The sequence below is a fragment of the Streptomyces sp. NPDC051677 genome (genome assembly GCF_044453465.1).
Lineage (GTDB): Bacteria > Actinomycetota > Actinomycetes > Streptomycetales > Streptomycetaceae > Streptomyces.
The window spans coordinates 87,873-112,116 of sequence record NZ_JBITCT010000040.1 but is presented as its reverse complement, the minus strand read 5'-3'; the positions used below and the strand labels follow the sequence as shown (position 1 = coordinate 112,116).

General features: G+C 67.7%; 18 protein-coding genes and 4 pseudogenes. 12 read left to right on the top strand and 10 right to left on the bottom strand.

Annotated elements, in window-relative coordinates:
• Nucleotides 1-146: 146 nt before the first annotated feature.
• A pseudogene (locus ACIBAF_RS36120) lies at nt 147-374 on the top strand (ISAzo13 family transposase); the annotation flags it as partial.
• A 345-nt stretch (nt 375-719) separates the two neighbouring features.
• Here the strand turns inward: ACIBAF_RS36120 and ACIBAF_RS36115 are convergent.
• The 5 genes and pseudogenes from ACIBAF_RS36115 to ACIBAF_RS36095 form a co-directional block, all read right to left on the bottom strand.
• Nucleotides 720-893: pseudogene (locus tag ACIBAF_RS36115) on the bottom strand (hypothetical protein); the annotation flags it as partial.
• A gap of 658 nt (nt 894-1,551) precedes the next feature.
• Nucleotides 1,552-2,280, bottom strand: a complete 729-nt coding sequence (locus tag ACIBAF_RS36110; protein ID WP_399468642.1) for a hypothetical protein — start codon at nt 2,278-2,280, stop codon at nt 1,552-1,554.
• A gap of 258 nt (nt 2,281-2,538) precedes the next feature.
• Nucleotides 2,539-3,068 (bottom strand): annotated as a pseudogene (locus tag ACIBAF_RS36105) (transposase).
• A pseudogene (locus tag ACIBAF_RS36100) lies at nt 3,065-3,310 on the bottom strand (winged helix-turn-helix domain-containing protein); the annotation flags it as partial. The pseudogenes ACIBAF_RS36105 and ACIBAF_RS36100, both read right to left, overlap by 4 nt.
• Before the next feature lie 45 nt (nt 3,311-3,355).
• Entirely contained in the window at nt 3,356-4,783 is a 1,428-nt protein-coding gene (locus ACIBAF_RS36095) for an MFS transporter (RefSeq protein ID WP_399468640.1), read from the bottom strand.
• A gap of 48 nt (nt 4,784-4,831) precedes the next feature.
• Between ACIBAF_RS36095 and ACIBAF_RS36090 the strand changes: the two genes are divergently transcribed.
• The gene (locus tag ACIBAF_RS36090; RefSeq protein ID WP_399468637.1) at nt 4,832-5,293 is read left to right on the top strand and encodes a winged helix-turn-helix transcriptional regulator; all 462 of its coding nucleotides are present in this window, start codon (nt 4,832-4,834) and stop codon (nt 5,291-5,293) included.
• Here ACIBAF_RS36090 and ACIBAF_RS36085 read toward each other — a convergent pair.
• From ACIBAF_RS36085 to ACIBAF_RS36075, 3 genes are all read right to left on the bottom strand, one after another.
• Nucleotides 5,268-5,570, bottom strand: coding sequence for an acyl-CoA dehydrogenase family protein (locus tag ACIBAF_RS36085; protein WP_399468635.1), 303 nt, complete (start codon nt 5,568-5,570; stop codon nt 5,268-5,270). The two genes, ACIBAF_RS36090 and ACIBAF_RS36085, sit on opposite strands and share 26 nt — an antisense overlap.
• A gap of 73 nt (nt 5,571-5,643) precedes the next feature.
• Nucleotides 5,644-6,597, bottom strand: a complete 954-nt coding sequence (locus ACIBAF_RS36080) for an aldo/keto reductase (RefSeq protein ID WP_399468632.1) — start codon at nt 6,595-6,597, stop codon at nt 5,644-5,646.
• A 477-nt stretch (nt 6,598-7,074) separates the two neighbouring features.
• On the bottom strand, nt 7,075-8,157 hold the full coding sequence (locus tag ACIBAF_RS36075) for an AraC family transcriptional regulator ligand-binding domain-containing protein (protein WP_399468630.1): 1,083 nt from the start codon (nt 8,155-8,157) through the stop codon (nt 7,075-7,077).
• A gap of 215 nt (nt 8,158-8,372) precedes the next feature.
• Between ACIBAF_RS36075 and ACIBAF_RS36070 the strand changes: the two genes are divergently transcribed.
• The 5 genes from ACIBAF_RS36070 to ACIBAF_RS36050 all read left to right on the top strand — a co-directional run bounded on the left by ACIBAF_RS36070 (nt 8,373) and on the right by ACIBAF_RS36050 (nt 13,441).
• The gene (locus tag ACIBAF_RS36070; RefSeq protein WP_399468628.1) at nt 8,373-9,227 is read left to right on the top strand and encodes a helix-turn-helix domain-containing protein; all 855 of its coding nucleotides are present in this window, start codon (nt 8,373-8,375) and stop codon (nt 9,225-9,227) included.
• 174 nt (nt 9,228-9,401) lie between these two features.
• Nucleotides 9,402-10,307 carry an alpha/beta hydrolase gene (locus ACIBAF_RS36065; RefSeq protein WP_399468626.1) on the top strand — a complete coding sequence of 302 codons (906 nt, stop codon included), beginning with the start codon at nt 9,402-9,404 and terminating at the stop codon, nt 10,305-10,307.
• A gap of 52 nt (nt 10,308-10,359) precedes the next feature.
• Nucleotides 10,360-10,797, top strand: a complete 438-nt coding sequence (locus ACIBAF_RS36060) for a tautomerase family protein (RefSeq protein WP_399468623.1) — start codon at nt 10,360-10,362, stop codon at nt 10,795-10,797.
• 220 nt (nt 10,798-11,017) lie between these two features.
• Nucleotides 11,018-11,899 carry an MBL fold metallo-hydrolase gene (locus ACIBAF_RS36055; protein ID WP_399468621.1) on the top strand — a complete coding sequence of 294 codons (882 nt, stop codon included), beginning with the start codon at nt 11,018-11,020 and terminating at the stop codon, nt 11,897-11,899.
• A gap of 75 nt (nt 11,900-11,974) precedes the next feature.
• Nucleotides 11,975-13,441, top strand: a complete 1,467-nt coding sequence (locus ACIBAF_RS36050) for a class I adenylate-forming enzyme family protein (protein WP_399468619.1) — start codon at nt 11,975-11,977, stop codon at nt 13,439-13,441.
• Nucleotides 13,442-13,539: 98 nt separating this feature from the next.
• On the opposite strand, the gene ACIBAF_RS36045 is transcribed toward ACIBAF_RS36050, so the two are convergent.
• Nucleotides 13,540-14,178 (bottom strand): TetR/AcrR family transcriptional regulator, encoded by a 639-nt coding sequence (locus tag ACIBAF_RS36045; protein WP_399468617.1) that lies wholly within the window; start codon nt 14,176-14,178, stop codon nt 13,540-13,542.
• Between the two features lie 85 nt (nt 14,179-14,263).
• Here ACIBAF_RS36045 and ACIBAF_RS36040 point away from each other — a divergent pair, with 85 nt between their 5' ends.
• The 5 genes from ACIBAF_RS36040 (at nt 14,264) to ACIBAF_RS36020 (ending at nt 22,480) form a co-directional block, all read left to right on the top strand.
• Nucleotides 14,264-17,485: a carboxyl transferase domain-containing protein gene (locus ACIBAF_RS36040; RefSeq protein WP_399468615.1), complete on the top strand. Its 3,222-nt coding sequence runs from the start codon at nt 14,264-14,266 to the stop codon at nt 17,483-17,485.
• A 14-nt stretch (nt 17,486-17,499) separates the two neighbouring features.
• A complete protein-coding gene (locus tag ACIBAF_RS36035; protein ID WP_399468613.1) occupies nt 17,500-18,906 on the top strand; it encodes an aldehyde dehydrogenase family protein in 1,407 nt (468 codons plus the stop codon).
• Between the two features lie 19 nt (nt 18,907-18,925).
• Nucleotides 18,926-20,008, top strand: a complete 1,083-nt coding sequence (locus ACIBAF_RS36030) for an alcohol dehydrogenase catalytic domain-containing protein (RefSeq protein WP_399468611.1) — start codon at nt 18,926-18,928, stop codon at nt 20,006-20,008.
• Nucleotides 20,009-20,023: 15 nt separating this feature from the next.
• Nucleotides 20,024-21,199, top strand: coding sequence for an acyl-CoA dehydrogenase family protein (locus tag ACIBAF_RS36025; protein ID WP_399468609.1), 1,176 nt, complete (start codon nt 20,024-20,026; stop codon nt 21,197-21,199).
• 78 nt (nt 21,200-21,277) lie between these two features.
• Nucleotides 21,278-22,480 carry an acetyl-CoA C-acyltransferase gene (locus tag ACIBAF_RS36020; RefSeq protein WP_399468607.1) on the top strand — a complete coding sequence of 401 codons (1,203 nt, stop codon included), beginning with the start codon at nt 21,278-21,280 and terminating at the stop codon, nt 22,478-22,480.
• 148 nt (nt 22,481-22,628) lie between these two features.
• Here the strand turns inward: ACIBAF_RS36020 and ACIBAF_RS36015 are convergent, their stop codons facing one another.
• Nucleotides 22,629-24,179 carry a carboxylesterase/lipase family protein gene (locus tag ACIBAF_RS36015; protein WP_399468656.1) on the bottom strand — a complete coding sequence of 517 codons (1,551 nt, stop codon included), beginning with the start codon at nt 24,177-24,179 and terminating at the stop codon, nt 22,629-22,631.
• Nucleotides 24,180-24,244: the final 65 nt, after the last annotated feature.

Genomic DNA, 24,244 nt, shown 5'->3' with positions numbered 1-24,244 from the left:
CGTCACCCGCAGCCGCCTCGGACGCCTCGTCCGACAAGGCTTCCTCACCCAACCCGGACGAGGTCGCTACGAGAAACGGACTTAACGTCCACTCAGATCCTCAGGATCCAGTGTCTCGTGTGTCCAGGATCAAGGGTCAAGCCCCGTTCTCCCACATCACCATGAACTGGCGCGGCAGACCCCTGACCAGCCATGAAGTCATGCTCCAGGCTATCGCCGCAACGACCAGCCGCACCGGTCTGACGGTGCACGCCGAACTCGACAGCGGTGAGTACCCCATCGGCATCCGCATCAGCGACGAGGCCATCGCCGGCCTGCCGATCACACGACACTGCTTCCACGGAGACTGGAACTACACCTTTCACCCCGCAGATCACCAACCATGCCCAGACGTTCCCCACCAAGGCGGGCGGCCAGCCGGGGGCTCTCGCCCCCGCACGCTCCACGACCTGCGTCACCCCGAGCTGACCGGCATGTCCCGTAAGCAATTCAGCGACCTCACCCACTCCTTGATCCCCGCACTGGAAGAGCACCGCGAACAACTCCGCCACGCAGCCCGCGGCGGCCCACGCCGCGTCGCCCCAGGAACCGGCCGCAAACCCACACTCACTCCCGCCGACCAGATCCTGGTCACCATCCTCTGCCTGCGGAAACACCCTCTTCAGGAGCTTCTGGGCCAGCTCTTCAACACCACCGCCATGACCATCAGCCGCGCAGTCAAAGATGTCCTTCTCCCGCACCCTGGCGCCGGCAATTCCGAGCGCCGTCCTGCTGCGCTCCAGGAAGTCGGCCAGTTCGTACTCGCCGCCTGCCGCGAAGTAGTCCTCGATTACAGTGGAGGCGGAATAGCAGCGCTGGGTCGCACCATCGGGCCAGCGCACATCGAAATACATCTCGGGCATGACATCCTCCATGCCAGGCGCCGAGGTCTTGACACCTCGTCGCTGCGTGTGCGGACCACTTCAGCCAGCGGCGATTGCCGAACCAAGTCATCCGGAATAAAGCGAAGTTACGGAATACTCACACTCGGCCGGCTCCCGTGCGCGGAGATTTGCCGCAGAGGCAAAATCGCCGGAATTTGAGGCATCGGGAGCAGTGGTACCGCGGTGCTGGCGGTTTGCATTTCCGTGCCGCAGTCGGCCCGGCGAGGAACCGCAGATGACCCTGGCACTGCCTCCTTGGGCCCCCGAAAACTCGGTCCGTGCCGGCCACCGTGTCCGAACGGCTGGCTCCCCAGGCATTCACGCTCGACAGGCATTCACGCTCGACGTGGTCACACGGATGCGGCAGGGCAGCGAGGCGACGGCGTCCGCGATTGAGGAGCAACTGAGCTGCCGCGGGCTCTTCGCGGTCGAGGAGCGGGCGGTGCCGGGTCCGGAAGGGGACTTCGACATCTCGTCCCGATCCGCCTCTCACGGTGTCGGCGAAGTACAGGCGAGCGCCGGGCGCGCCCACCCGGCACCAGCAGGTAACCAACCTGTACGTCGCTTGTGAGGGCAGCGTTGCGCCGAGGCGAGGGCGGCAAGGGCTGATCGGTTTCTACGGCCCTCTTCAGGAAACTTCTAGGTCGAGGATGTCGATGGATATGACGACTGGTTTCGGCTGGGCGCTGTTATCGGGGTTACGCCGGTAAATGCGACGCTTGGTCGGAAATATGAATCCCGAAAAGTTCTTGTGATCCGTGACGTACTGGGCTGCTGGAGCCTGTTCGACACCGCCGACCACTTCCGCACTGTAGTCGAGTCTGCGAAGCAGTCCGTCATCACCGTAGTAGAAGGTCTGTTCCGGGCTGTGAGTGGCGAGGCCAGAGGGGAACCTCACCCTGAGACGTCGCCAGGTTTCGCCGTTCTCGATCCACGGCTCGGTCTCCTCCGCCTCCACGCCGGGCAGGGTGAACAGGAACGGCGTCGTGAGGTAATTCCAGGTGGCGTAGCCGGTGAAGTACGCAAGATGGAGATCATCCCAAAGCGTGCGGTACGTATGGCTCGCAAACGCCGTGCGCGGATCGGTTCGTTCGGCGATAACTGATCCGTCGGAGGTCTCGATGGCGACCCGGCCGGGCTCGAAAATGCTGCGGCGATCGGGGGCCGTGAACGGCGTGAAGCTAATACGCTGCTCTCTCGTGCACAGAACCACCTGTTCGTCAACCAGTTGGCCGGCGTGGCCCTTGAGGCCCCACATCGCGCCGTCGACGCTGAGATGTGCCTTGATCTGCGTAGCACTGTGCCAGCGCTCGAGGTCGCCATGCGCGCTCAGCACAAGATCCAACAGGGTGCCCATCGATTGATACCCCCATGCCTGCCGCTGTCATGGCCGTGGTGCAGCTGAAGAACTCTTCTGATGGTCGCCTCGCGCAACGCCGTGTCCGAGTGCCTGAAGCGGTTCGGCAACCCGTCAAAAAAGTGACAGCCTCTAATGTTCCAGCGAGTGGTTCAGGGTCGGGCGCCGGTCACATGTACCTCCACCGCTCCTGATCGCCCATCACATTATCCTGCTAAGTCTTTTTTTGCAACTAACGACCTTGCGTGCGTGATGTCGTCATGGTGGCTGGCGTCGGAGGCCGGTGCCGGGGAGGCAGCTGTCGAGGACGTCGTGGCGGTACTGGAGCTGGCGTATGTCGCGCCCGACTGCGGTGATCAAGTCGTCGGGGTCGGCGAACGCGCGGTTGGCCGTGGTGGTGCGTCGCAGGACCGACCAGATGACCTCGACCGGGTTGAGGTCGGGTGCGTAGGGCGGCAGTTGGTAGACGGTGAGCCAGTCGCGGTCTGCGATGTATCGGCGCATGCCGGCGGTGAGGTGGGTGTTGAGGTTGTCCCAGACCAGCACGATCGGGCCGCCAAGCTGCTGGTGGGCGCTCTGATCAGGTCACGGCAGTCCTTCCAGGAGAAGCTTTTGGGACCGTCGGGCCGGGCGTCCGGGCAGGGCCGGTAGATCATCAGCGGTGAGGATTCGCCGGTCTTGTAGCAGGCCAGGGCGGCCACCGATAAGCGGCGGCGGGAACGCCCCCGGACGCGGACCACGGGGGTTTGACCGCGGCGGGACCAGGTGCAGGTGGTCGGTGGCGTCATCGAGAATCCGGCTTCGTCCTCGAAGACGAGCCAGGCATCGAGCGCCGCCACGGTCCTTTCACCTGGGGCCAGCTCTCCTTCACCCAGCCGGCCACCAGGTTCTCGTACCGCTCGATCGCCCGCCGGGCAGGAACCTGGCAGCTCCAGCCGTGCCGCTTGAGCAGGGCGGCCACGCCTTGCACGGTGTAGCTCGTGTGGAAGCGACGCCCGATCAGAGTCTTGATCCGCGACAGGGTCCAGGCTGTTCCCCCGGCTGCAGGTCGCCCGGTAGACACCTCTCCGGGCTGTCAGCGTGGGTCTGCCGTCGTGGCCGGGGGCGCGGCCGCCAGGCCACCGTGCTGCTCCGTTGCCGGCGGCGGGCCGAGGAAGAGACTCACGGCCGCGGCGAGCAGGGCGAGGACAAGGGCGACGTCCCAGCCCAGTTTGAAGCCGGCCTCGGCGGTATCCGCCGCGTCCAGCATGGTGACCAGGACGGCGACGCCGAGAGCCGAGGCCACCTGGCGCACGGAGTTGACGACTGCGGAGGCGGTCGCGGAGCGGTTGCCCGGCAGGGCGGTGGCGGCGGCCCCGACCAGGGTACTCAGCGCCAGGCCGACGCCCACCCCGCTGATGAGCATGCTGGGCAGTAGGTCGCGCAGGTAGTCGGGGTGCGTGCCGGCGAACAGGCTGCGCCACAGCTGGGAGACGGCGAACAGCAGTGAGCCGGCAGCTGCGACCGGTCCCGGGCCGATGCGGTGCACCAGCCGGGAGGAGGCCAGCGTCACGACTGGCACCAGCGTCGGTCCGGGGATCATGGCCAGGCCGGTGCGCAGCGCCGAGTAATGCCATACCGTCTGGCACCAAAGGGAGTTGGACAGCAGCATGATCCCGAAGGCCACGCTGAACAGGAAGGCCGCGGCGTTGGCCGCCGAGAAGCGCCGCAGGCGCAGCAGTGCGGGCTCGATCATCGGGTGCGGATGGATCCGGCAGCGCCAGGCGAATCCGGTGGACGCGACGAGGGCCACCGCGAGCAGGGCCAGGGTTCCCGGCGCCGCCCAGCCCCATGCGGGCCCTTCGACGAAGAATCCGGTGAGCGCCCCGACAGCGGCGATGAGCAAGGCGCTGCCCAGCAGGTCCGGCAGCGGCTCGCGGCGGTCGGCGGACGGGCGAGGCAGCACGCGGCGCCCGGCCAGCCAGGCCGTGATGCCGATGGGCAGGTTGACCAGAAACACCCAGCGCCAGCTGCCCAGTACCAGCGCGCCGCCGAGTGCGGGAGCGGCGGCGGCTGCGAGCCCGCCAGTGGCGGCCCACCCGCGGGCGGCGCTCATGCGCTGCCGTGGTTCGACGGCGGCCACGACCAGCGCCAGAGAAGTCGGCAGCTGAGCGGCGGCGCCTGCGGCCTGCGCGATCCGGGCCGCGACCAGCACGCCGACGTTGGGCGAAAGTGCGCAGACGGCGGAGGCGGCGGTGAACAGGCCGATCCCGGCCAGGAACACGTGGCGATGCCCAATCCGGTCGCCGAGCCGCCCCGCCGGGACCAGTAGCGCCGCGAGCGTGACGGCGTAGGCGTTGAGCACCCAGGAGAACGCCGCCAGCGACCCGCCGATATCCCGCTGCATGGTCACCAGTGCCACGTTGACGATCCACAGATCGATGTTGGCCATGAAGACAGCCGTAAGGACCACTGCGATCGCGACCCGACGGCGGTTTGATTTCCATACCACGACCGCCACCATAGGGTGCGACGGTTTGATATACAAACCTTCGCGTGGAAGGCTGGGCGTATGGATGCACAGCACGGCCGCCCCTGCTCGATCGCTGCCACCCTCGGGATCGTGGGAGACCGCTGGGCGCTGCTGGCGGTGCGCGAAGTGATGTTCGGCAACCACCGGTTCAGCGAGATCGCCCGCAACACCAGCGCGCCCCGCGACCGGCTCGCCGCACGCCTGAAAGCTCTCGTTGCGGCAGACATTCTGGAACGCCGGGAGTACCAGTCCAGCCCTCCGCGCCACGACTACCACCTCACCGAGGCGGGCCGGGAACTCGCGCCAGTGCTGTCCGCGCTGCGGGCCTGGGGCGACAAGTGGGCTGTGGAAGAGCCGCCGGTCAGGGTGGAACATCACGGCCATCCGATCCGCCAGCAGGTGGTCTGCGCCACCTGCGGCGAGCCTGTCCGCGAAGAGGGCATCCAGCGGATCTCGACCGTGCCGGACTGGGATCTCACCGGCCCGGTCGTTCGCGGCTGATCTCCGGCCCAGGACGCATGCGGTCCTCGGAAAGACGACACGGGCCGGCAACCAGCCCATGACACAGACCCAACGATTGGCGGTGCAGCCTGCCGGTGTCCTTGAGCCGGCCGATGCGCAGCACCACCAGGGCGGCGCGGTTGACCTCGATGAGGGGGTCGGTCAGCTTGCGCTGGGTGAGCTGGAATTCGGCGAGCGGCCTGCCGAACTGCTCGCGGTGAGCGTGTACTCCAACGCCGCCACATGGCTGGAGCGCGCCGCGCCGACGACGCCGCACAGGATGCCGTAGCGGGCCTCGTTCAGGCAGGACAACGGGCCGCGCACGCGTTTTCCATGCTTCGCCAGCGGGCCTATTCGAATAGGGAGTTGACGGCGTCTTGCACCGGTGGTGTCCATGGCATCGTCGCGGCCTCGTCGATGGCCTGCCACTGCGATGACTTGCTGACGCTGATGATCGGGGCGGTCACGACGGGGTGGTTGTACAGCCAGGCGAGAGCGAGACCCGCCGACGTGATGTGATGCTCCGCCGCCACCCGGTCGAAGGCGCGGAGTTTCTTGACCACCGCGGGTTGGTCGAGCCAGTCTGCGGAGCGTGAGGCCACGCTGGCCCGGCTGCCGGCGGCGGGACGTTCACCGTTGCTGTATCGACCTGCCAGCAGACCGTTGGCGAGCGGAGAGAACGGTGTGTAGGCAAGCCCTTCGGCCTTCACGACCGGGAGGACATGGTCGTCATCGCTGCGTTCGAGTAGCGAGTATGAGTTTTGGACGAGTTCGGGCCGGACCAGCCCGAGGCGGTCAGCGGTCTCGAGAGCGGCCTCCAACGCCTTTCCGTCGACGTTGGACAGGCCGTAGGCGCGTATGGTGCCGGTCTGGACTGCATCGCTGAACACGGGCAACGAATCGGCCCATGGGGTGTGCGGGTCCAAACGGTGGGCGATGTAGAGGTCTACGCGCCCGAGGATGTCGATGCTGCGCGTAAGCTGCCGCCTCACGCGCTCGGGCGAGAGGTCTGGCCCACTGGGGGTTGCTCCCGTCTTGGTTTGAATGAGCACGGACTGTTCCGGGTGGGCGGAACTCCAGCGGCCGACCACCCGCTCGCTGACACCGCCCGCATACACATCCGCGGTATCGATCGTCGTGATTCCTGCCGCAACGGCGTGATCGATCAGCGCCAACCCTTCGCTCTCCGAGAGACCGATCCCGGGTCCGGTCTGACTCGCGATCCCGCCGATGTTGCCTGTTCCGAGGAGGAAACGCCCCAGTTGTTCGCGCTGCTCGTCACGGGTGGAAGCTACCCAGGTCATCTGTCGTCCTCTCATGCGCACACGATCGGCTGCGGAAGACAAGCGCAGGTCGAAACACTGAGGTGAACGTATCACAGTGAGTTTTATTTTTGGACTCACTCCGGTGCGGTCATGAACGGATGAACGCTTGACAACCGCCACGACGTCCACTGTCGACGGCGTCGGTCACTGGCGCCCTTGCCCGTCGTCCCGGTGCGGAGCTTCCGCCGCGTGGTGACGACGCAACGGGCAGAGGGCGCTCGAACCCAGTCAGCTCAAGTCTTTGTTGCGAAGGTGCTGCTGGCGGTGCGGTCCTTGCGGTGGTCGATGCTCCACGCGAAGCAGGCCCCTGTCCTGCCGTCAGACGGGGCAAGGTTTCGGTTGTCGCAGAACCGGCGGCGGGTACCGGCAGTTCGATCCCCCACTCCGAGGGCTACCTCAAGATCACTTGCTTCACGGAGAGTGCCGAAGAGCCTCCGTTCTCCTCAGAGGGCGTCACTAGAGGGCGTCACTCGTGAAGTGGGTTTCCGCCTTGTCGTCGATCAAGGCGGAGCGGCCTTTCGGCTCCTGTCCCGCCCGTCGCAGTCCGGAAGGTGATGTGTCGAACCACCGACGTACCGCACGAGTGAGGCTGGACTGTTCGTGCATTCCCAGTCTGGCCGCGATCTGCGAGAACGACAGGTCGGTCGTCGTGATCAGGTCCAGGGCTTGACTTCTGCGAACGCGATCGACGACGCCAGTGAAGGTCGTGCCCTCCTCGGCCAGGGACCGCTGCAGAGAACGTGGGTGCAGACTCAGTAGGCGCGCGACTTTCGACAGGTCCGGACCACCGGATCCGAGGTGTTCGCTCAGGACTGCTGCCACCAGGTCCGAGATCGGCACGCCCTTGTGGCCGAAGTGCGTGTCGAGGTAGCCGATCGCGATGTCGCGAAGCAGGTCGTTGCCGCCACTGACCGGCATCGAGCACAGTTGGCTCGTGACGCGCAGAACCACGCTCGGACAGTCGAACCTGACTTCCGCGCCGAAGTAGTCCCGGTAGGCCTTTTCGGGGGCCAGACGAGCGTGCGGAAGCTGGACCGAACGAAGTCCGTAGGGGGCGCCGCCGTTGATCAGCTTCAGGACTCGGTGAACGATCCCGATGCCGTAGTCGATCGTCTGTGGCGATGCGTTCATCGTCGTGCTGGCGTAGCGAAGCCCGATCGCCCCCGGACTTCCCAGCGGATCTTCGATCTCCTCGAGGGAGACGGCAGGGCTGTAGACGAACAGATACCGACCCGCGCACCCGACGGCCTCGCCGATCGTGCGTGAGTTCTCCATGGCGATCGCCAGCGGTCCCAGCATGTGCAGATCCTGCTGCGCCGCCATCTTCAACCCGAGGTCGGGAAGTGCGAACCGGTCGGCCGCCTCCTCGAGAAGGCGCTCGACCACTCGGAGGCTGACGAATGAGTTGCCCTCGACAATCTTCGCCTCGTCGAAGCCGTACGCCGCGAGGAGCTCGGGACCCCGGCCGCCGGCCCCAGTGACGAGCGCGGACAGCCCCCGCAGGACAGAGGCCCGAACGGGCATATCGATGTCACGCAAGGACAAATCCTTGTCGCTTGAGGGCAAGTAGCGAGACGTTCAACGGAGCAAACTGCATGTCACGACCATATTCCCGACCACGTCGAGCCCACCGTCGATGAAGCCGGAGCCAGAACGTGACACCCGCCCAATCCACCCTAAGCCCCGCTGACCTACCGACACCCGAAGAGTTCGCTTTCCGTTGGAGGCTTGCCGTCCGCGACCGCCTCGCCGGCATGGACCTGCACCCCGCAGGGCCGGTCGAGTGCTTCGGATCGGTGGAGGCGCTGGACCTCGGAGACCTCCTTGTCACCGACTGGGTGTGCCCGCAGGTCGAAGGGATCCGAGGCAGCAACGTCGCGCGTCACGACGATGACGCACTGCTGCTCTTCACCGCTTACGCAGGCCGACAGATCATCGAGACCTCTGACGAGACCGTCGTCCTGCGACCAGGGACGGTTCTCATCACAAGCACCCGCACCACCGGACGCTTCGTCATTCCACAGCACCTGACCAAGCGAACGGTCAGGGTGCCCATGACCGCGCTGTCCCCATTCCACACGGGGGGCGGCGTGCCCGGGTGCCTGCTCCTGGAGACCGCTCAGAGCCCGTTGGCCAACCTTTTCCAGGACGTCCTCATGAGCGTGGACCGTCATGCCGGGCGGATGTCCGCGGCGGAGATCGAGAGCACGCGCAGCGCCCTCCTGGTCCTCATCGCCGGCATGATCCGTGCGAGTCGGCCAGACATCGGAGACAGCGAGTTCCTGCAGTTGCTCCGACGGCAGTTGGAGGTATGGATCGTCGACCACCTTGCCGGTGGAGCGGTCAGAGTCGCCGACCTCGCTGCCGCACACAGCGTTTCTTCGAGGACCGTCCACCGGGCTTTCGCGTCAACCGGAGACACCGTCGGATCGATCGTCCGCGGACACCGCCTGGCAGCGGCCAGAGATGACCTCGTGAACACGAATCTCTCCAATGCCGCAATCGCAAACAGGTGGGGCTTCTGCGACGCCAGCCACTTCGGACGGGAGTTCCGTCGGGAGTTCTCGTTGTCTCCTGGCGACTACCGCGAAGCCCACGGAATCACCTGACCACCTGCTCACGGACCGAGGCACAGCGGTACCAGCCCGCGGCGCATTCGTTCTATGAGCAGCTCGCCCGCATTCATAGATTGCGTGTGTCCGAAACCGCAACTCCCGAGCCGGTCCATTCCAAGGGAACCACAACTCGAGAGACGGACCACTCCAAGTGAACCGGAAGATCACATGAATCGCGAAGACATCGAGTTCAAGGGCGAAGGCGGCGTCACCCTCCGGGGCTGGTTCTACCCGGCCGAGGACACCAGCGCCCCCGCACCGGTCATCGTCCTGGCGCACGGGCTGTCGAGCGTCAAGGAGATGCACCTCGACGACTATGCCGTGGTCTTCGCCGAAGCCGGCCTCAACGCGCTCGTCTACGATCACCAGAACTTCGGTGACAGCGATGGCACTCCTCGACAAGAGGTCGACCCGGTCCTGCAGTACCGGGACTTCCGGAACGCGATCACGTACGCCACCACCCGCCCCGATGTGGACGCGTCGAAGATCGGTATCTGGGGCTCCAGCTTCGCCGGTGGACACGTCCTCATGGTCGCGGCGATCGACAAGAGGGTGAAGGCCGTCGTCTCCCAGGTGCCCTTCATCTCGGGGCCACGCGGCCTGGACCGGTTGGTCCGGCCGGACTTCATCCCGCACATCCGTGAGGCCCTGGAGGGCGACCGACTCCACCGGTTCACGGATGGAGCGTCCACGATGCTCCCGGTCGTCACGCCCGACCCGATGGGGCAGGCGGTGATGCCCTCGACCGAGGCCTACGAGTGGTTCAGCAAGACGTCGGCGGACCGGGCGCCCAACTGGAAGAACGAGATGACGGTTCGGAGCCTGGAGTTGGCGAGCGAGTACGACCCCGGCAGTTACATCAGCCGGATCGCGCCGACCCCGCTCCTGATGATCGTGGCCGCCGCCGACGCGGTGGCGCCGTTCGAGTTCGCCCTCGACGCTTACGAGGAGGCCCGGGAGCCGAAGCAGATCGTCATCACCCAGGGCGGCCACTTCGACGCCTACAGCGGACCCGGGTTCGACGAGTGCTCCGCAGCCGCACGAGACCACTTCGTGAAGCACCTCCGAGCCTGAAACACCCCCACCCAAGCCATATCCACGCACCATCTGTCCAGAAGGAGCCGCAATGCCGTACTGGGAAATCTTCACCCCCGAGAACGCCTTCACCCCGGAGGACAAGGAACAGCTGTCCGAGGCGATCACCTCGATCTACGTGGACTACCAGAGCCTGCCCAAGTTCTACGTCGTCGTCCTGTTCAAGGACATGCCGGCGAACACCATGTACGTCGGCGGCAAGCCGGCCAACAACTTCGTGCGGATTCGCTTGGACCACATCGCCCGGCAGATGGACGGCGCCGAGATCCGGGCCATGTTCATGGGGCTGGTCGAGGAGAAGCTGGCGGCGTTCGTGAAGGATCGCGGCTACGACTGGGAAGTCCACGTCGACGAGACCCCCATCGACCTGTGGCGCACCCAGGGCCTCGTTCCGCCTCCCGCCCATTCCGACGTGGAGAAGCTCTGGGCCAAGGAGAACCGGGCCATCCCCTACGAAGTGGCGAGCTGACCCCCTGGCAGTGGGCCCGGCGCACGGTCGGGTGTGCCCCGGGCCCTCCTTCGACCCGCAGGGGTGCTCAGCGGACCGTGGCGCTCGTGTACCAGCGCCGGGCGCACTCCTTCTATGAGTCACCTTCTATGAGTCACCGATCGCGCATTCGTAACTTGACTTCGTCCGCCGACGATCGCAATGCCGCGCCGGCCGACCACACCGCAACCGGAGGTCCCTCGTGAACACTGACACCCACGCGCCTGCCGCCCCCATCCGCGCGACGGCCTTCGTCGGTCGCTGGCCGAACATCCCGGCCGAGGAGTTTCCCGGAGTGCCGTCGGGCACCTTCTCGCCGACGACGGCCACCCTGGTGAGCGGCGCCACCGAGGTGGTCCTGATCGACGCGCTCTACCTCAAGGACGACGTCCAGGACCTCGGTGATCTGATCGAGCGCACCGGCAAGAAGCTCACGACGATCTACATCACCCACGATCACGCTGATCACTACTTGGGCTTCGGACCGCTTCTGGAGCGGTTCCCGGAGGCGAAGTGCGTGGCGCTGCCCCACGTGATCGAGTCCATGAAGGAGTCCATGCAGACGCAGATCGAGCAGTGGAGGATGCTGTTCGGTGACGCCTGCGTCACGGCGGGGCCGATTCCGGACCCGATGGAGGGACACACCCTGTACGTCGACGGATCTCCCTTGCACATCATCGAGGTGAAGCAGGCCGACATCCATCCGACGACCATCGTGCACATCCCCGAGATCGACGTCGTCGTGGCCGGTGACTCCATCTACAACGAGATCCACCCGATGCTCGGCCTGTCGACGCCCGAGGAGTGGCAGGACTGGCTCGAGACCGTCGACGTCGTGGAGGGGCTCCGGCCGCGAATGATCGTGTCCGGACACCGCAGGCCCGACGGCGACGACCATGTGGTCGACACCATGATCTCCCAGACCCGCACCTACATCCAGGACTTCCACGCTGCCTACGAGGTCGTGAAGGACGCCGAGGAACTGGTGGCCACGATGACGGCGAAGTACCCGCACCACGGCAACGTCTGGACGCTCCAGTTCTCCGCCATCAGCGCGATCGCGCGGCGCGATGCCGCACAGTGACCGAGCTTCCCATCTGGAGCCCGCACCAGTCGCCTTCGCGTTGAAACACGCCACACCCCGATAGGTCACGCCACCATGAATTTCGCGTCTCTGCCCGACCGCCGCGCCGAATCCGCTCCGGACGGGCCCGCGGTTTCCGACGGGAGTCAGTCGCTCACCAACGCCCAGCTGCTGACCCGTGTCCGGGCGGCAGCGAGTCACCTTCAGGACCTCGGGATCGGTTCTGGTGATGTCGTCGCCCTGAAGCTGAGGAACCGCGTCGAGTTCGTGGTCCTGTTGTTCGCGGCCTGGCGGCTCGGCGCCACCGTCACCCCCGTCAATCCGAGCCTGACCGACGTCGAGGTCGCACGGCAGCTCCAGGACTCGGGCGCACGCCTGCTGGTGGTTGAGGACGGCGCGACCGCCGCAGGCGTTGCCACGCTCGCCGTCGACGACCTGTACGGAGAGCCGGTGGACGCGGGGCTGAATCCGCAGCTGGACTCGTCCGCGCTGGCGCTCTTGATCTACACCAGCGGAACGACGGGGGCGCCGAAGGGGGTGATGCTTGACCACTCCAACATCGACGCGATGGCGGCGATGGGGTGCCATGCGCTCGACGTAGGGCCGGTCGACCGCTGCTTGCTGGTCCTGCCGCTCTTCCACGTCAACGCCATCGTGGTCAGCGTGCTCATGCCGTTGGTCGCGGGCGCCAGCGTCGTCATCGCCGACCGGTTCGATCCCAAGACTTTCTTCGACCTCGTCGAGCGGGAGCGCCCCACCTACTTCAGCGCCGTGCCCACGATCTACAGCATGCTCGAGGCGCTGCCGGCCGACGTTCGACCCGACACGTCGTCCTTGCGATACGGGTGCTGCGGCGCAGCACCCGCCTCTCCCGAGCTGCTGACCCGGTTCGAGGACCGGTACGGGTTTCCCCTCGTCGAGGGCTACGGGTTGTCCGAAGGCACGTGCTTCTCCACCGTCAACCCCGTCGCGGGCCCGCGACGCGCAGGCAGCGTGGGGCTTCCGCTCCCGGGCCAGGAGCTCCGGATCGTCGACGAGCGGGGTACCGAGCTGGCGCCCGGCATGGATGGTGAGGTCATCCTGGGCGGCCCCAACGTCATGCGTGGCTATCTGGGCCGGCCGGAAGAGACGGCGAAGACGATCGTGGACGGCTGGTTGTACACGGGTGACGTCGGCCACCTCGACGCGGACGGCTACCTGATCCTGGTCGGACGATCGAAAGACATGATCATCCGTGGTGGCGAGAACATCTATCCCAAGGAGATCGAGGACGTCCTGACGGCTGACCCGTTCGTCCTTGAGGCAGCCGTCATCGGTGTGCCCGACGACAAGTGGGGAGAGGTGGTCGTCGCCTACGTCCAACCGCGACCGGGCGTGACCGTCGATCCCGCGGCCCTGGAAGCGCTGACTGCGCAATACCTCAGCGGCTACAAGCGGCCGACGTCGTTCGTCGTGGTGGACGCCATCCCCAAGAACGCGGTGGGCAAGATCGACAAGCCCTCGTTGCGGGCCGCCCACGCCGCGGCCTCCTGCCGCTCTTGACGATCTGGAAGATGCGTGGGGGCGTGACTCCCTACGTTGTTCGTGGGTTGATTCCGGTCACTCGTGCGCCGGCCGGCCACCGAGACTCAGGCCGTGCTTCAGCTCTCCGGGGCGATTCCGAGTAGACGGAGGTACATCGCCGTGATGTGGGTGATGGCCTCGGACCGGCGCGCGGGCTCGCGGGCGACGAGAGGCGCGAACATCGCCACGATGCCGATGGCCGCGCGGGCCACGGACTCCGGCGGGGCGGCCGGGCGGGCGAGCCCCTGGTCGACCAGCCGCTCGATGTACCGGGCGGTTCTGTGCAGCGGCCGGGAGTAGATCTCATCCCGGAGTGCCTCGATTTCCGGGCTCGTCAGCGCCTGGTGCTCGAGGACGGTGATGAAGGCCAGGTTGGCCGTGTAGGTGTCCAGGAAGGCCGCGTTCGTAGCCTCGGCAACCATGTAGGGGCTGTCAGCGGCGCCACTCGTGACCGCTTGGGCGGCGAGGAGCCTGTCGCACACATCGTGCGCGAGGACGGCGAAGACCTCTTCCTTTGAGGCGAAGTAGACGTAGAAAGTCGCTCGCCCGACGCCGGCTTCGTCGGTGATGTCGGCAATGGTGGTGCGGGCGTAGCCACGTCGCTCGAAGACTCGCTGAGCCGCGTCGAGCAGTGCTGCGCGAGTGGCGCTGTCGCCGCGGTCGAGCTTCTCCCGAGTCGCCCAGCCCTGCTTCGTGATTCTTCTCGGTGTCGCCATGGCGTCAGATTAGCCCATTGACATTGACGTCAACGTCAATAACGATAGCCGTGTTCTTGACACTGTCAGCGGCACAGGAGCCCCCATGACGACTGTTCTCATCGGGAACCGTGGCGAGATCGCGGTGCGGGTGCATCGCGCGGCCGCCGCCCTCGGGCTACGCACAGTCGCCGTGTTCACGCCCGAAGATCGTGATGCCCGGCATGTGCGGTTGGCCGACGAGGCACACTCGCTGGAAGGCGAGCTGGGCTATCTCGATGCCGAGCAGCTCGTTGCTGTGGCCCGGCGCGCCGGCTGCACGCTGGTGCACCCTGGATACGGCTTCCTCAGCGAGAGCGCGGACTTCGCGGCCCGGTGCGTCAAGGCGGGCCTCACCTTCGTCGGGCCGGATCCTGGCGTGCTCTCGCTGCTCGGCGACAAGGCCCTCGCCCGCGAACTGGCCACCAGCCATGCCGTACCCGTGCTGCCGGCCACCGACAGGGGAGTCACCCTCGCGGACGCGGCGAGCTTCCTCGCCGGCCTTGGCCCCGGAGCTGCGGTCATGGTCAAGGCGGTCGCCGGTGGTGGTGGCCGGGGCATGCGGGTCGTCACCGATCCCGCCGACCTCTCCTTCGCATTCGAGCTCTGCCGTTCGGAGGCCGAGCGCGCGTTCGGCGACGGCGAGATGTACGTCGAGCAACTCCTGCCGCGCGCCCGGCACATCGAGGTTCAGGTGCTCGGTGACGGCTCCGGGACGGTGAGCCACCTGTGGGACCGCGAATGCAGCGTCCAACGTCGGCATCAGAAGGTCATCGAGATCGCGCCCTGTCCCACGCTGAGCCTTGACCTGCGACGCCCCCTCTTCGAGGCGGCGTGTCGGATGGCGGGGGCGGTGAAGTACGCAGGTCTTGGAACCTTCGAGTTCCTCGTGGACGCCGACGACCCGACCCGCTTCTTCTTCCTTGAGGCCAACCCTCGTGTTCAGGTCGAGCACACCATCACCGAGCAGATCACCGGTGTCGACCTCGTCGTGGCCCAGTTCGAGGTGGCGCTCGGCCGAACGCTGGGCGAGCTCGGGCTCACCCAGACCGACATCGCGCCGCCGCGCGGCCTTGCCGTGCAGTGCCGGGTCAACCTGGAGCAGTTGACGCCCGACGGAACCGCGCGCGCGACCGCGGGCGAGCTCGAGGTGTTCGAAGTCCCCGCCGGGCCAGGCGTACGCGTGGACACCGGCGGCTACCAGGGGCTGCGCACGACAACCCGGTTCGACTCCCTGCTGGCCAAGGTGATCACACACGTCCCGCACACCGACCTGAGCCGGGCCGCAGCCGCCGCTGACGCGACGCTGTCGGAATTCCGGGTCGTCGGCCCCGGCACCAACCTCGCGTTCCTGCGCGCGATCCTGCAGCAATCGGCATTCCGCGACGGCTCCTTCACCACCGGATTCGTCGACGATCACCTCATCGAGCTCGTACCCGACACTCCGGCGGATGCCTCGCCGTCCGCGGACGGGGCCGACCTGGTCGCGTCGTTCGCCGGCACGGTCGTGGACGTGCGGGCCGTGCCCGGCGCCAGGGTCGCGGCCGGGGAACCGCTGATAGTGCTCGAGGCCATGAAGATGCAGCACGTCCTGGTCGCGGCGGTTTCCGGAACGGTCACCGACGTCCTCGTCCAGGTCGGCTCCCTCGCCGAGGACCGCGCGGTCCTCGTCCGGCTCGAACCGGACGCGGAACAGTCAGCGGTGAGCCGCGCGGAAGAGGCCGTCGACCTCGACCACATCCGCGGCGACCTGGCCGAAGTGCTGGAGCGGCACCGTATCGGCCTGGACGAGGCCCGCCCGGAGGCCGTGGCGAAGCGGCGCCGCAGCGGCCATCGCACCGCCCGGGAGAACATCGCCGACCTCTGTGACGAAGGCACCTTCACCGAGTACGGCCCGCTGGCCATCGCCGCCCAGCAACGGCGCCGTTCCCTTGACGACTTGATCGCCAACACGCCGGCCGACGGCCTGGTCGCTGGCGTCGGCCGGGTCAACAGCGAGACGTTCGACGCCGATCGGAGTCGATGTGCGCTGCTGTCGTACGACTACACCGTGCTGGCCGGCACGCAGGGCATGGTCAACCACCGCAAGACGGACCGGATGCTGGAGCTGGCCGAGCGGCAGCGGCTGCCGGTCGTGCTGTTCGCCGAGGGAGGCGGTGGCCGACCTGGCGACACGGACTCGCCGGCCGCCTCCTGGCTGGACGAGCTGACGTTCTCGAACATGGGCCGGTTGAGCGGGCTGGTCCCCACCGTCGGCATCGCCTCGGGCCGCTGCTTCGCCGGCAACGCCGCCCTTCTCGGTTGCTGCGATGTCGTGATCGCCACCAGGGACGCGACCATAGGCATGGGCGGACCGGCGATGATCGAGGGCGGCGGTCTGGGCCGCTACCTGCCCGAGGAGGTCGGCCCGGTCTCGGTTCAGGCCTCCAATGGCGTGATCGACGTGCTCGTGGAGAACGAGACCGAGGCTGTCGCGGTGGCCAAGCGCTACCTCTCCTATTTCCAGGGCCGGGTGGACGGCTGGGAGTACGCCGACCAGCGCCGACTGCGCCACGTCGTCCCGGAGAACCGCAAGCGCGTCTATGACGTCCGGGAGATCATCGAGGTCTTTGCCGACACCGGTTCGGTGCTGGAGCTGCGCTCCGGGTTCGCAGCGGGAGTCATCACCGCCCTGGTGCGCGTCGAGGGCCGGCCGATGGGGCTCGTGGCCAACAACCCGGGCTACCTCGGTGGCGCCATCGACGCGTCCGCGGCTGACAAACTCGCGCGCTTCCTGCACCTGTGCGACGCCCACGGGCTGCCGGTGGTCTCGCTGTGCGACACCCCGGGCTTCATGGTCGGTCCCGAAGCCGAACGCACCGCGACGGTACGGCACTTCAGCAGGCTGTTCGTCGTCGGCGCCCACCTGTCGGTGCCGTTGGTCGCAGTGGTGCTGCGCAAGGGCTACGGACTCGGTGCGATGGCCATGCTGGGCGGCAGCCTGAAGGTTCCTGTCGCCAGCGTGGCGTGGCCGACGGGCGAACTCGGCCCGATGGGTCTCGAGGGCTCCGTACGCCTCGGATACCGGCGCGAGCTGGAGTCGATCGAGGACCCCGCGGCCGGGCAGCGCGCCTTCGACGACTTGCTGGACGAAGCCTACGCGCGCGCGAAGGCGACCAGTGCGGCCGCGGTCTTCGAACTCGACGATGTCATCGATCCCGCGGACACGCGCCGCTGGGTCGTCGCGACGCTGCCGCCCGTGGTGGAACAAGCCCCCGGCGCCACGCGCCGGTACGTGGACACCTGGTAAGGAGACATAGGTCGATGAAACGTACGCATGTCTATATCGGCGGTGAGTGGGTCCGACCGGCCTGCACCGACGTGGTGGAGGTGGAGAACCCTGCCACCGAGCAGATCATCGGTGTGGTGCCGGCCGCCGGGGCGACCGACGTCGACCGTGCCGTGCAGGCCGCGCAGGATGCCCTACCGCACTGGGCTGTGCTGTCACCCGCCGAGCGCGCGGCCTACCTCGACCGGATCTGGCACTACCTGGACCGTCGTCGAGAGGAGATCGCGCGCACGGTCACTCTGGAGCTCGGGACGCCCTTGAAGACCGCGACGGCGATTCAGGCCGGGCTGCCGCTGACGGTCCTGCGAAGCTATGCGGATCTCGCCGGCGACTACAGATTCTCCGAGTGGGTCGGTAACTCCTTTGTGGTCAAGGAACCGGTCGGTGTGGTCGGCGCGATCACGCCGTGGAACTACCCGCTGCACCAGATGATCGCCAAAGTGGCACCCGCACTGCTGGCCGGCTGCGCTGTCGTGCTCAAACCGGCCGAGCTCACCCCCTTCGTCGCTCACCTTCTTGCCGACGCGGTGCACGAAGCGGAGCTGCCGGCCGGGGTGTTCAACATGGTCTGCGGTCCGGGTGCGGTGATCGGCACCGCGCTTGCGGGTCATCCGGGCGTCGATATGGTGTCGTTCACCGGCTCGACCGAGGTCGGCAAGCAGATCTCGGTGCTCGCGGCGAGCACGGTGAAGAAGGTTGCGCTCGAGTTGGGCGGAAAGTCCGCCAACGTGATTCTCGACGACGCGGATCTGGTCACGGCGGTGAAGGTGGGTGTGGGCAACGCGTTCCTCAACGCCGGGCAGACGTGTACGGCGTGGACGCGGATGCTGGTGCCGCACAGCCGGTACGAGGAGGCAGTGGAGCTCGCCGCTGCGGCGGCCGGCAAGTACGCGGTCGGCGATCCGATGTGCGCGGGGACCCGGTTGGGCCCGGTGTCCTCGGCGCGCCAGCGCGCTTCGGTGCTCGCGCACATCGACACGGGGTTGTCCCAGGGGGCGCGGCTTGTGGCGGGCGGCGGTGATCTGCCGTCGCGCGGGCACTATGTTCCGGCGACGGTGCTGGCGGACGTCGAGCCCGATGACGTGGTGGCGCAGGAGGAGATCTTCGGGCCCGTGCTGGCGGTCATCCCCTTCTCCGTTGACGAGGAGGCGGTGACGATCGCCAACAACTCGCGCTACGGGCTGTCGGGGGCGGTGTGGTCCGGCGACGAGAACCGTGCTCTTGCCGTCGCCGGCCGGCTGCAGAGCGGTTCGGTGGACATCAACGGTGCGGCCTTCAACCCGGTGGCGCCGTTCGGCGGTTACAAGCAGTCCGGGACCGGGCGCGAGCTCGGGCGCTATGGCCTGGACGAGTTCTTGCAGACCAAGGCGATCCAACGATGAGTGCCGGGGTGGCGACAACATGGTGAAGGCGCTGGTAGCCCGTGGGGCGACTGCCGAACTGTCCGTGGAGGACGTCGAACTTCCCGAGCCCGCGGCGGGTGAGGTGCGGGTGAGGGTGCGGGCGGCGGGGGTCTGCCACTCGGACCTGTCGATGATCAACGGCACGGTGTCTCCGGAGTTCCCGCTGGTTCTCGGGCACGAGGCCGCGGGCGTGGTCATCGCGGCCGGGGCGGGGGTGACGCGTGTCGCCGTAGGCGATCACGTGGCGATCAACTGGTCACCCGCTTGTCGTGAGTGCTGGTTTTGCCGGCGGGGCGAGCCGTGGTTGTGCGTGACGGCGGAGGGTGTGTCCTCCCGCCCCCGCGGCAGGCTGGCCGACGGCACGCCGGCGCACGTCACCCTCGGTGTGGGGGCTTTGGCGGAGGAGGTCGTGGTCGGTGAGCGGGCGTTGATCACGCTGCCTCGCCAACTGCCGCTGGCCGAGGCGGCCTTGATGGGCTGTGCCGTGCTGACCGGTGTCGGTGCGGTGCGCAACACCGCGGGGGTGGGTCCGGGGGAGTCGGTCGTGGTGCTCGGGCTCGGCGGGGTGGGTCTGTCCGCCGTGGCCGGTGCACGGCTGGCCGGTGCTGACCCGATCATCGCGGTGGACGTCTCCCCGGAGAAGGAGGGCCTGGCACGGGCTTGCGGCGCCACGGAGTTCCTGCTGTCCGACAAGGGTCTGCCGAAGGCGATCCGGTCGTTGACCGGCGGTCGGGGAGCCGATCACGTCTTTGAGTGTGTGGGCCGAGCGGCCACGATCCGCACGGCGTGGCAGAGCGCTCGCCGCGGCGGCAACTGTGTGGTGGTGGGCATGGGCGCCCGCGATGACATGGTGTCGTTCTCCGCGCTGGAGGTCTTCCATTTCGCCCGCAGTCTGACGTCCTCCGTCTACGGTTCGGCCGACGCCGACCATGACGTGCCACTGATCGCCGCCGCCGCGCTCGACGGGTCGTTGGACCTCGGTGCGCTGGTGACCCACCGGATCTCGCTCGCCGATGTGCCTGAGGCCTTCGAGCGGATGCGGCGCGGCGAGGGCGCACGATCCCTCGTTCTCTTCGACTGACAGGAACAACCCCAAATGATCTCTCTTACTCCGGACCCGCACGACTTCCTCGACCTCGACCGGGAGCTGAGCTGCGAGGAGCGCGGCATCCGTGACGCGGTGCGTGACTTCGCGGCCGACCGCCTGTCGCCGCAGGTGGCCGACTGGTACGAGACGGGATCGCTTCCGGCGCGTGAACTCGCCAAGGACTTCGGCGTCATGGGACTGCTGGGCATGCACCTGGAGGGCTACGGCTGCGCGGGCACCAGCGCGGTGGCCTACGGCATCGCCTGCCGCGAGTTGGAAGCGGTCGACTCCGGACTGCGCAGCTTCGTGTCGGTGCAGGGATCGCTGGCGATGTACGCCATCCACCGGTGGGGCTCGGAGCAGCAGCGGCAGCAGTGGCTGCCCGCGATGGCTGCCGGCGAGGCCATCGGCTGCTTCGGCCTGACCGAGCCCGACGCCGGCAGCGACCCCGGCAGCATGCGCACGCATGCGGTGCGCGACGGCTCGGACTGGGTGCTGAGCGGCACCAAGATGTGGATCACCAACGGCACCGTCGCCGACGTGGCCGTCGTCTGGGCACAGACCGACCACGGCATCCGCGGGTTCGTGGTGCCCGCCGGCACCCCCGGGTTCACCGCCCACGAGGTCAAGCACAAGCTGTCGCTGCGCGCCTCGCTGACCGCGGAACTGGTGCTCGACGGCGTACGGCTGCCCGCCGACGCAGTGTTCCCCGAGGTGCGGGGCCTGCGCGGCCCGTTGTCCTGCCTGAACGAGGCACGCTACGGGATCCTGTGCGGCGTCGTCGGCGCGGCGCGCTCCAGCTACCAGGCGGCGTTGGAGTACACGCTCACCCGCGAGCAGTTCGGAAAGCCGCTCGCCGGATTCCAGCTCACCCAGCGCAAGCTGGCCGATCTCCTGATCGAGGTCAACCGCGCCGGACTGGTGGCCCTGCAGATCGGCCGGCTCAAGGACGCCGGCAGGCTGCACCACCACCACGTCAGCTTCGGCAAGATGGCCAACGTGCGCGCCGCGCTCGACGTCGCCCGCACCGCCCGGGCCATGCTCGGCGCCAACGGCATCTCACTGGAGTACCCCGTGATGCGGCACATGGCCAACCTCGAAACCGTGCTCACCTACGAGGGCACCGAGGAAATGCACGCCCTCTCCCTCGGCCAGGCCCTGACCGGACTGCCCGCGTTCCGCTGACGAACCGCACGTGGACGCCTGGTCACACAGCCACAGGATCACACACCTCACACGCCATAGGCAGGGAGCTGAACAGTCATGAGGGAAGCGGTCATCGTCTCCACCGCACGTACGCCGATCGGCAAGGCCTATCGCGGTGCGTTCAACAACACTCAGGCGCAGGAACTGGCGGCGCACGCGATCACCCACGCTGTGCGGCGCGCGGGGCTGGACGGCGGCGAGGTGGAGGACGTGATCCTCGGCTGCGCCATGCAAGAGGGCTCCTCCGGCGGAAACATCGCGCGGCAGGCAGCGCTGCGGGCAGGGCTGCCGGAGACGGTGCCGGGCATGACGATCGACCGGGCCTGTTCCTCCGGCCTGATGGCGATCGCGACAGCCGCCAAGCAGATCACCGGGGACGGCATGCTGGTCACCGTGGGCGGCGGCGTGGAGTCGATCTCCCTGGTGCAGACCGACCATATGAACAGGCGCCGGGCGGCCGACCCCTGGTTGGTCGAGCACAAGCCGGACATCTATATGCCGATGCTGCACACCGCGGAGATCGTGGCCGAACGCTACGGCGTCAGCCGCGAGCGCCAGGATGGCTTCGCGCTGGTGTCGCAGCAGCGGACCGCGGCGGCTCAGCAGGCCGGCCGCTTCGACGAGGAGATCGTTCCGCTGCCGAGCGTCAAGGAGGTCACCGACCGGGAGACCGGGGAGGTCCGCCTCGAGGAGGTGGCCCTGACGCGAGACGAGGGCGCCCGGGGATCGACCACGCTGGAGGGCCTCGCCGCGCTGCGTCCGGTGCTGCCGGACGGCCAGGTCACCCCCCGCTCCATGGTCACCGCGGGCAACTCCTCCCAGCTGTCGGACGGCGCGTCGGCATCGGTCCTGATGGAGGCCAAGGAGGCGGAGCGGCGCGGACTGCGGCCGCTGGGCGTCTACCGGGGCATCGCCGTCGCGGGGTGCGGACCGGAGGAGATGGGCATCGGGCCGGTCCTCGCCATCCCCAAGCTGCTCAAGCAGCACAACCTCACGGTCGACGGCATCGACCTGTGGGAACTCAACGAGGCGTTCGCCTCGCAGGCCGTGTACTGCCGTGACGAGCTGGACATCGACCCGGAGCGGCTCAACGTCAACGGCGGTGGCATCTCGGTCGGCCACCCGTACGGCATGACCGGCGCGCGGCTGGTCGGCCACGCGCTGATCGAGGGTCGGCGCCGGGGCGCCCGGTACGTCGTGGTCACCATGTGCATCGGTGGAGGCATGGGCGCGGCTGGGCTGTTCGAGGTGGCGTCCTGAACCGGGCAGGTCGGGGCCGAGGACCGGGCATCTGCGCCACCCGTGCCACCGGACTGCCCAACCTGCCGCTCCACCATGCCGCGCAGAACAACGACCGAATCGGCCCGCAGTGAGAAACCGACGGGCCGTAACGGAAGTTCGAGGCAGGTCAGCCCTGGGGCTTCGAGGAGATCAGTAGCGGCAAGGCTGAAAAGGTGTGGTTTTGCCAGACGCGGCGTGAGGCCTCCCCGGGGTAGGGGGTGACCGCCGGGTTCGTGTCGAAGATGCGTACGAGGCGCTGCTGTGGATCGTAGGCGGGCCAGCCGGGGTCGCCGGTGGCCGCGAACGCGGTCCAGGACGTCATGAATTGGTGCGACAGTGCCTGGGCGTCGGGAGACGGTTCAGGACCGAGCAACGTCTTGGCGAAAGCTGTGTCGAGGGTGCCGAACACCAGCGGCATGTCCAGTCCGTGACAGGCACCGAGAAGACCGCCGTGCACCGGCGCCGGCCAGGGCAGCTCGTACATGTGCGCGCGGCCCCCTCCGGCAACCTGTGCCTCGGCCAGGTGCAGCGATGGCATACGGAACAGCCAGTCGGACTGCACGAGTTCGTACAGCTTCTCCGACGAAGCCTCCGGGAACGCCGTGCGGTAGGCCCGTTCGCTGTCCGGGCCCGGGCCGAGCGCGCGCAGCATTCCCGCTGCGTCGTCGTCACCGATCGTTCCAAGGCGCCCGTCGAGGGCGAGGAATACGCGGACCTCGTCCCGGTTGTGCCCGACGATCAACTCCACTTCGCGCCCGGCGCCGCCGGCCAGGGCTTCCCACGGGGTGGTCGGCAGCACCTCGCCGTCCACCACGGCCGCGAAACCACCGGCATGCGCGGCCTGCCCCCAGCGGTCAGCGAAGCGCGCCGTGTTCGTGCTCACCGCCGTACCGGCGTCACGCAGCCGGCCCGGGTCCACGGTGGACAGGTCGGCAACCGTCGGCCGCAGGCCCAGCCCGTCGGCGATGGTGGTGGCCATGTCCCTGGCCAACTCCGTCGTGAGGAGAACACTCGGTACGCTCTGCGCGATGGCCCGTCGGAACAGGCCCGTCGCGCGGGGCATGGCCAGCAGCGCGGCGACGCTGCCGGCTCCGGCCGATTCGCCGAAGACGGTGACCTGGTCGGGGTCGCCGCCGAAGGCCACGATGTTGTCCCTGACCCACTCCAACGCCGCGACCTGGTCGAGCAAACCGCGGTTGGCCGGCGCCCCCTCGATGTACGAGAACCCCTCGACACCCACGCGGTAGTTGAAGGTCACCACGACAAGATCCCCGTCACGGGCGAGGTGACTGCCATCGTAGACAGGGAGGTTGGCCGAGCCGACCTTGAAGGCGCCACCGTAGATCCACACCATGACCGGGCGGCGGGCTGCCGGGTCGACGTCCGGTGTCCACACGTTCACCGTCAACCAGTCGTCGCCCGTCGGGGAGTCCGGCGGCGCGGCCACCATCGGCATCGTCGGGTCCTGTGGCGGCGGGGGTCCGAACGAGAACGCCTCCCGTATCCCGTCCCAGCCGCGCACCGTCCGCGGAGCCTGGAACCGGGCGTCCCCCACCGGTGGCTCAGCGAACGGAATGCCGCGAAACACCGCCAGTCCGCCCTCCTGGCGCCCCCTCACCCGACCAGCTTGCGTTCTGACCTCGGTCTCAAAGGACTTGAGGGAGTCGCGGGTCTCCATCGTGCTCATCGAAGCTCTCTCCTGCGGGACGTGGGCTTGTCGGTTCGAATTCCTGTCACTGCGGT

What these genes read in the sequence shown, in the direction of transcription:
- ACIBAF_RS36110 (WP_399468642.1), bottom strand. Translation starts at nt 2,280, where the DNA reads ATGGGCACCCTGTTGGATCTTGTGCTGAGCGCGCATGGCGACCTCGAG.
- ACIBAF_RS36095 (WP_399468640.1), bottom strand. Translation starts at nt 4,783, where the DNA reads ATGGTGGCGGTCGTGGTATGGAAATCAAACCGCCGTCGGGTCGCGATC.
- ACIBAF_RS36090 (WP_399468637.1), top strand. Translation starts at nt 4,832, where the DNA reads ATGGATGCACAGCACGGCCGCCCCTGCTCGATCGCTGCCACCCTCGGG.
- ACIBAF_RS36080 (WP_399468632.1), bottom strand. Translation starts at nt 6,597, where the DNA reads ATGACCTGGGTAGCTTCCACCCGTGACGAGCAGCGCGAACAACTGGGG.
- ACIBAF_RS36070 (WP_399468628.1), top strand. Translation starts at nt 8,373, where the DNA reads ATGGACCTGCACCCCGCAGGGCCGGTCGAGTGCTTCGGATCGGTGGAG.
- ACIBAF_RS36065 (WP_399468626.1), top strand. Translation starts at nt 9,402, where the DNA reads ATGAATCGCGAAGACATCGAGTTCAAGGGCGAAGGCGGCGTCACCCTC.
- ACIBAF_RS36060 (WP_399468623.1), top strand. Translation starts at nt 10,360, where the DNA reads ATGCCGTACTGGGAAATCTTCACCCCCGAGAACGCCTTCACCCCGGAG.
- ACIBAF_RS36050 (WP_399468619.1), top strand. Translation starts at nt 11,975, where the DNA reads ATGAATTTCGCGTCTCTGCCCGACCGCCGCGCCGAATCCGCTCCGGAC.
- ACIBAF_RS36045 (WP_399468617.1), bottom strand. Translation starts at nt 14,178, where the DNA reads ATGGCGACACCGAGAAGAATCACGAAGCAGGGCTGGGCGACTCGGGAG.
- ACIBAF_RS36040 (WP_399468615.1), top strand. Translation starts at nt 14,264, where the DNA reads ATGACGACTGTTCTCATCGGGAACCGTGGCGAGATCGCGGTGCGGGTG.
- ACIBAF_RS36035 (WP_399468613.1), top strand. Translation starts at nt 17,500, where the DNA reads ATGAAACGTACGCATGTCTATATCGGCGGTGAGTGGGTCCGACCGGCC.
- ACIBAF_RS36030 (WP_399468611.1), top strand. Translation starts at nt 18,926, where the DNA reads ATGGTGAAGGCGCTGGTAGCCCGTGGGGCGACTGCCGAACTGTCCGTG.
- ACIBAF_RS36025 (WP_399468609.1), top strand. Translation starts at nt 20,024, where the DNA reads ATGATCTCTCTTACTCCGGACCCGCACGACTTCCTCGACCTCGACCGG.
- ACIBAF_RS36020 (WP_399468607.1), top strand. Translation starts at nt 21,278, where the DNA reads ATGAGGGAAGCGGTCATCGTCTCCACCGCACGTACGCCGATCGGCAAG.
- ACIBAF_RS36015 (WP_399468656.1), bottom strand. Translation starts at nt 24,179, where the DNA reads ATGGAGACCCGCGACTCCCTCAAGTCCTTTGAGACCGAGGTCAGAACG.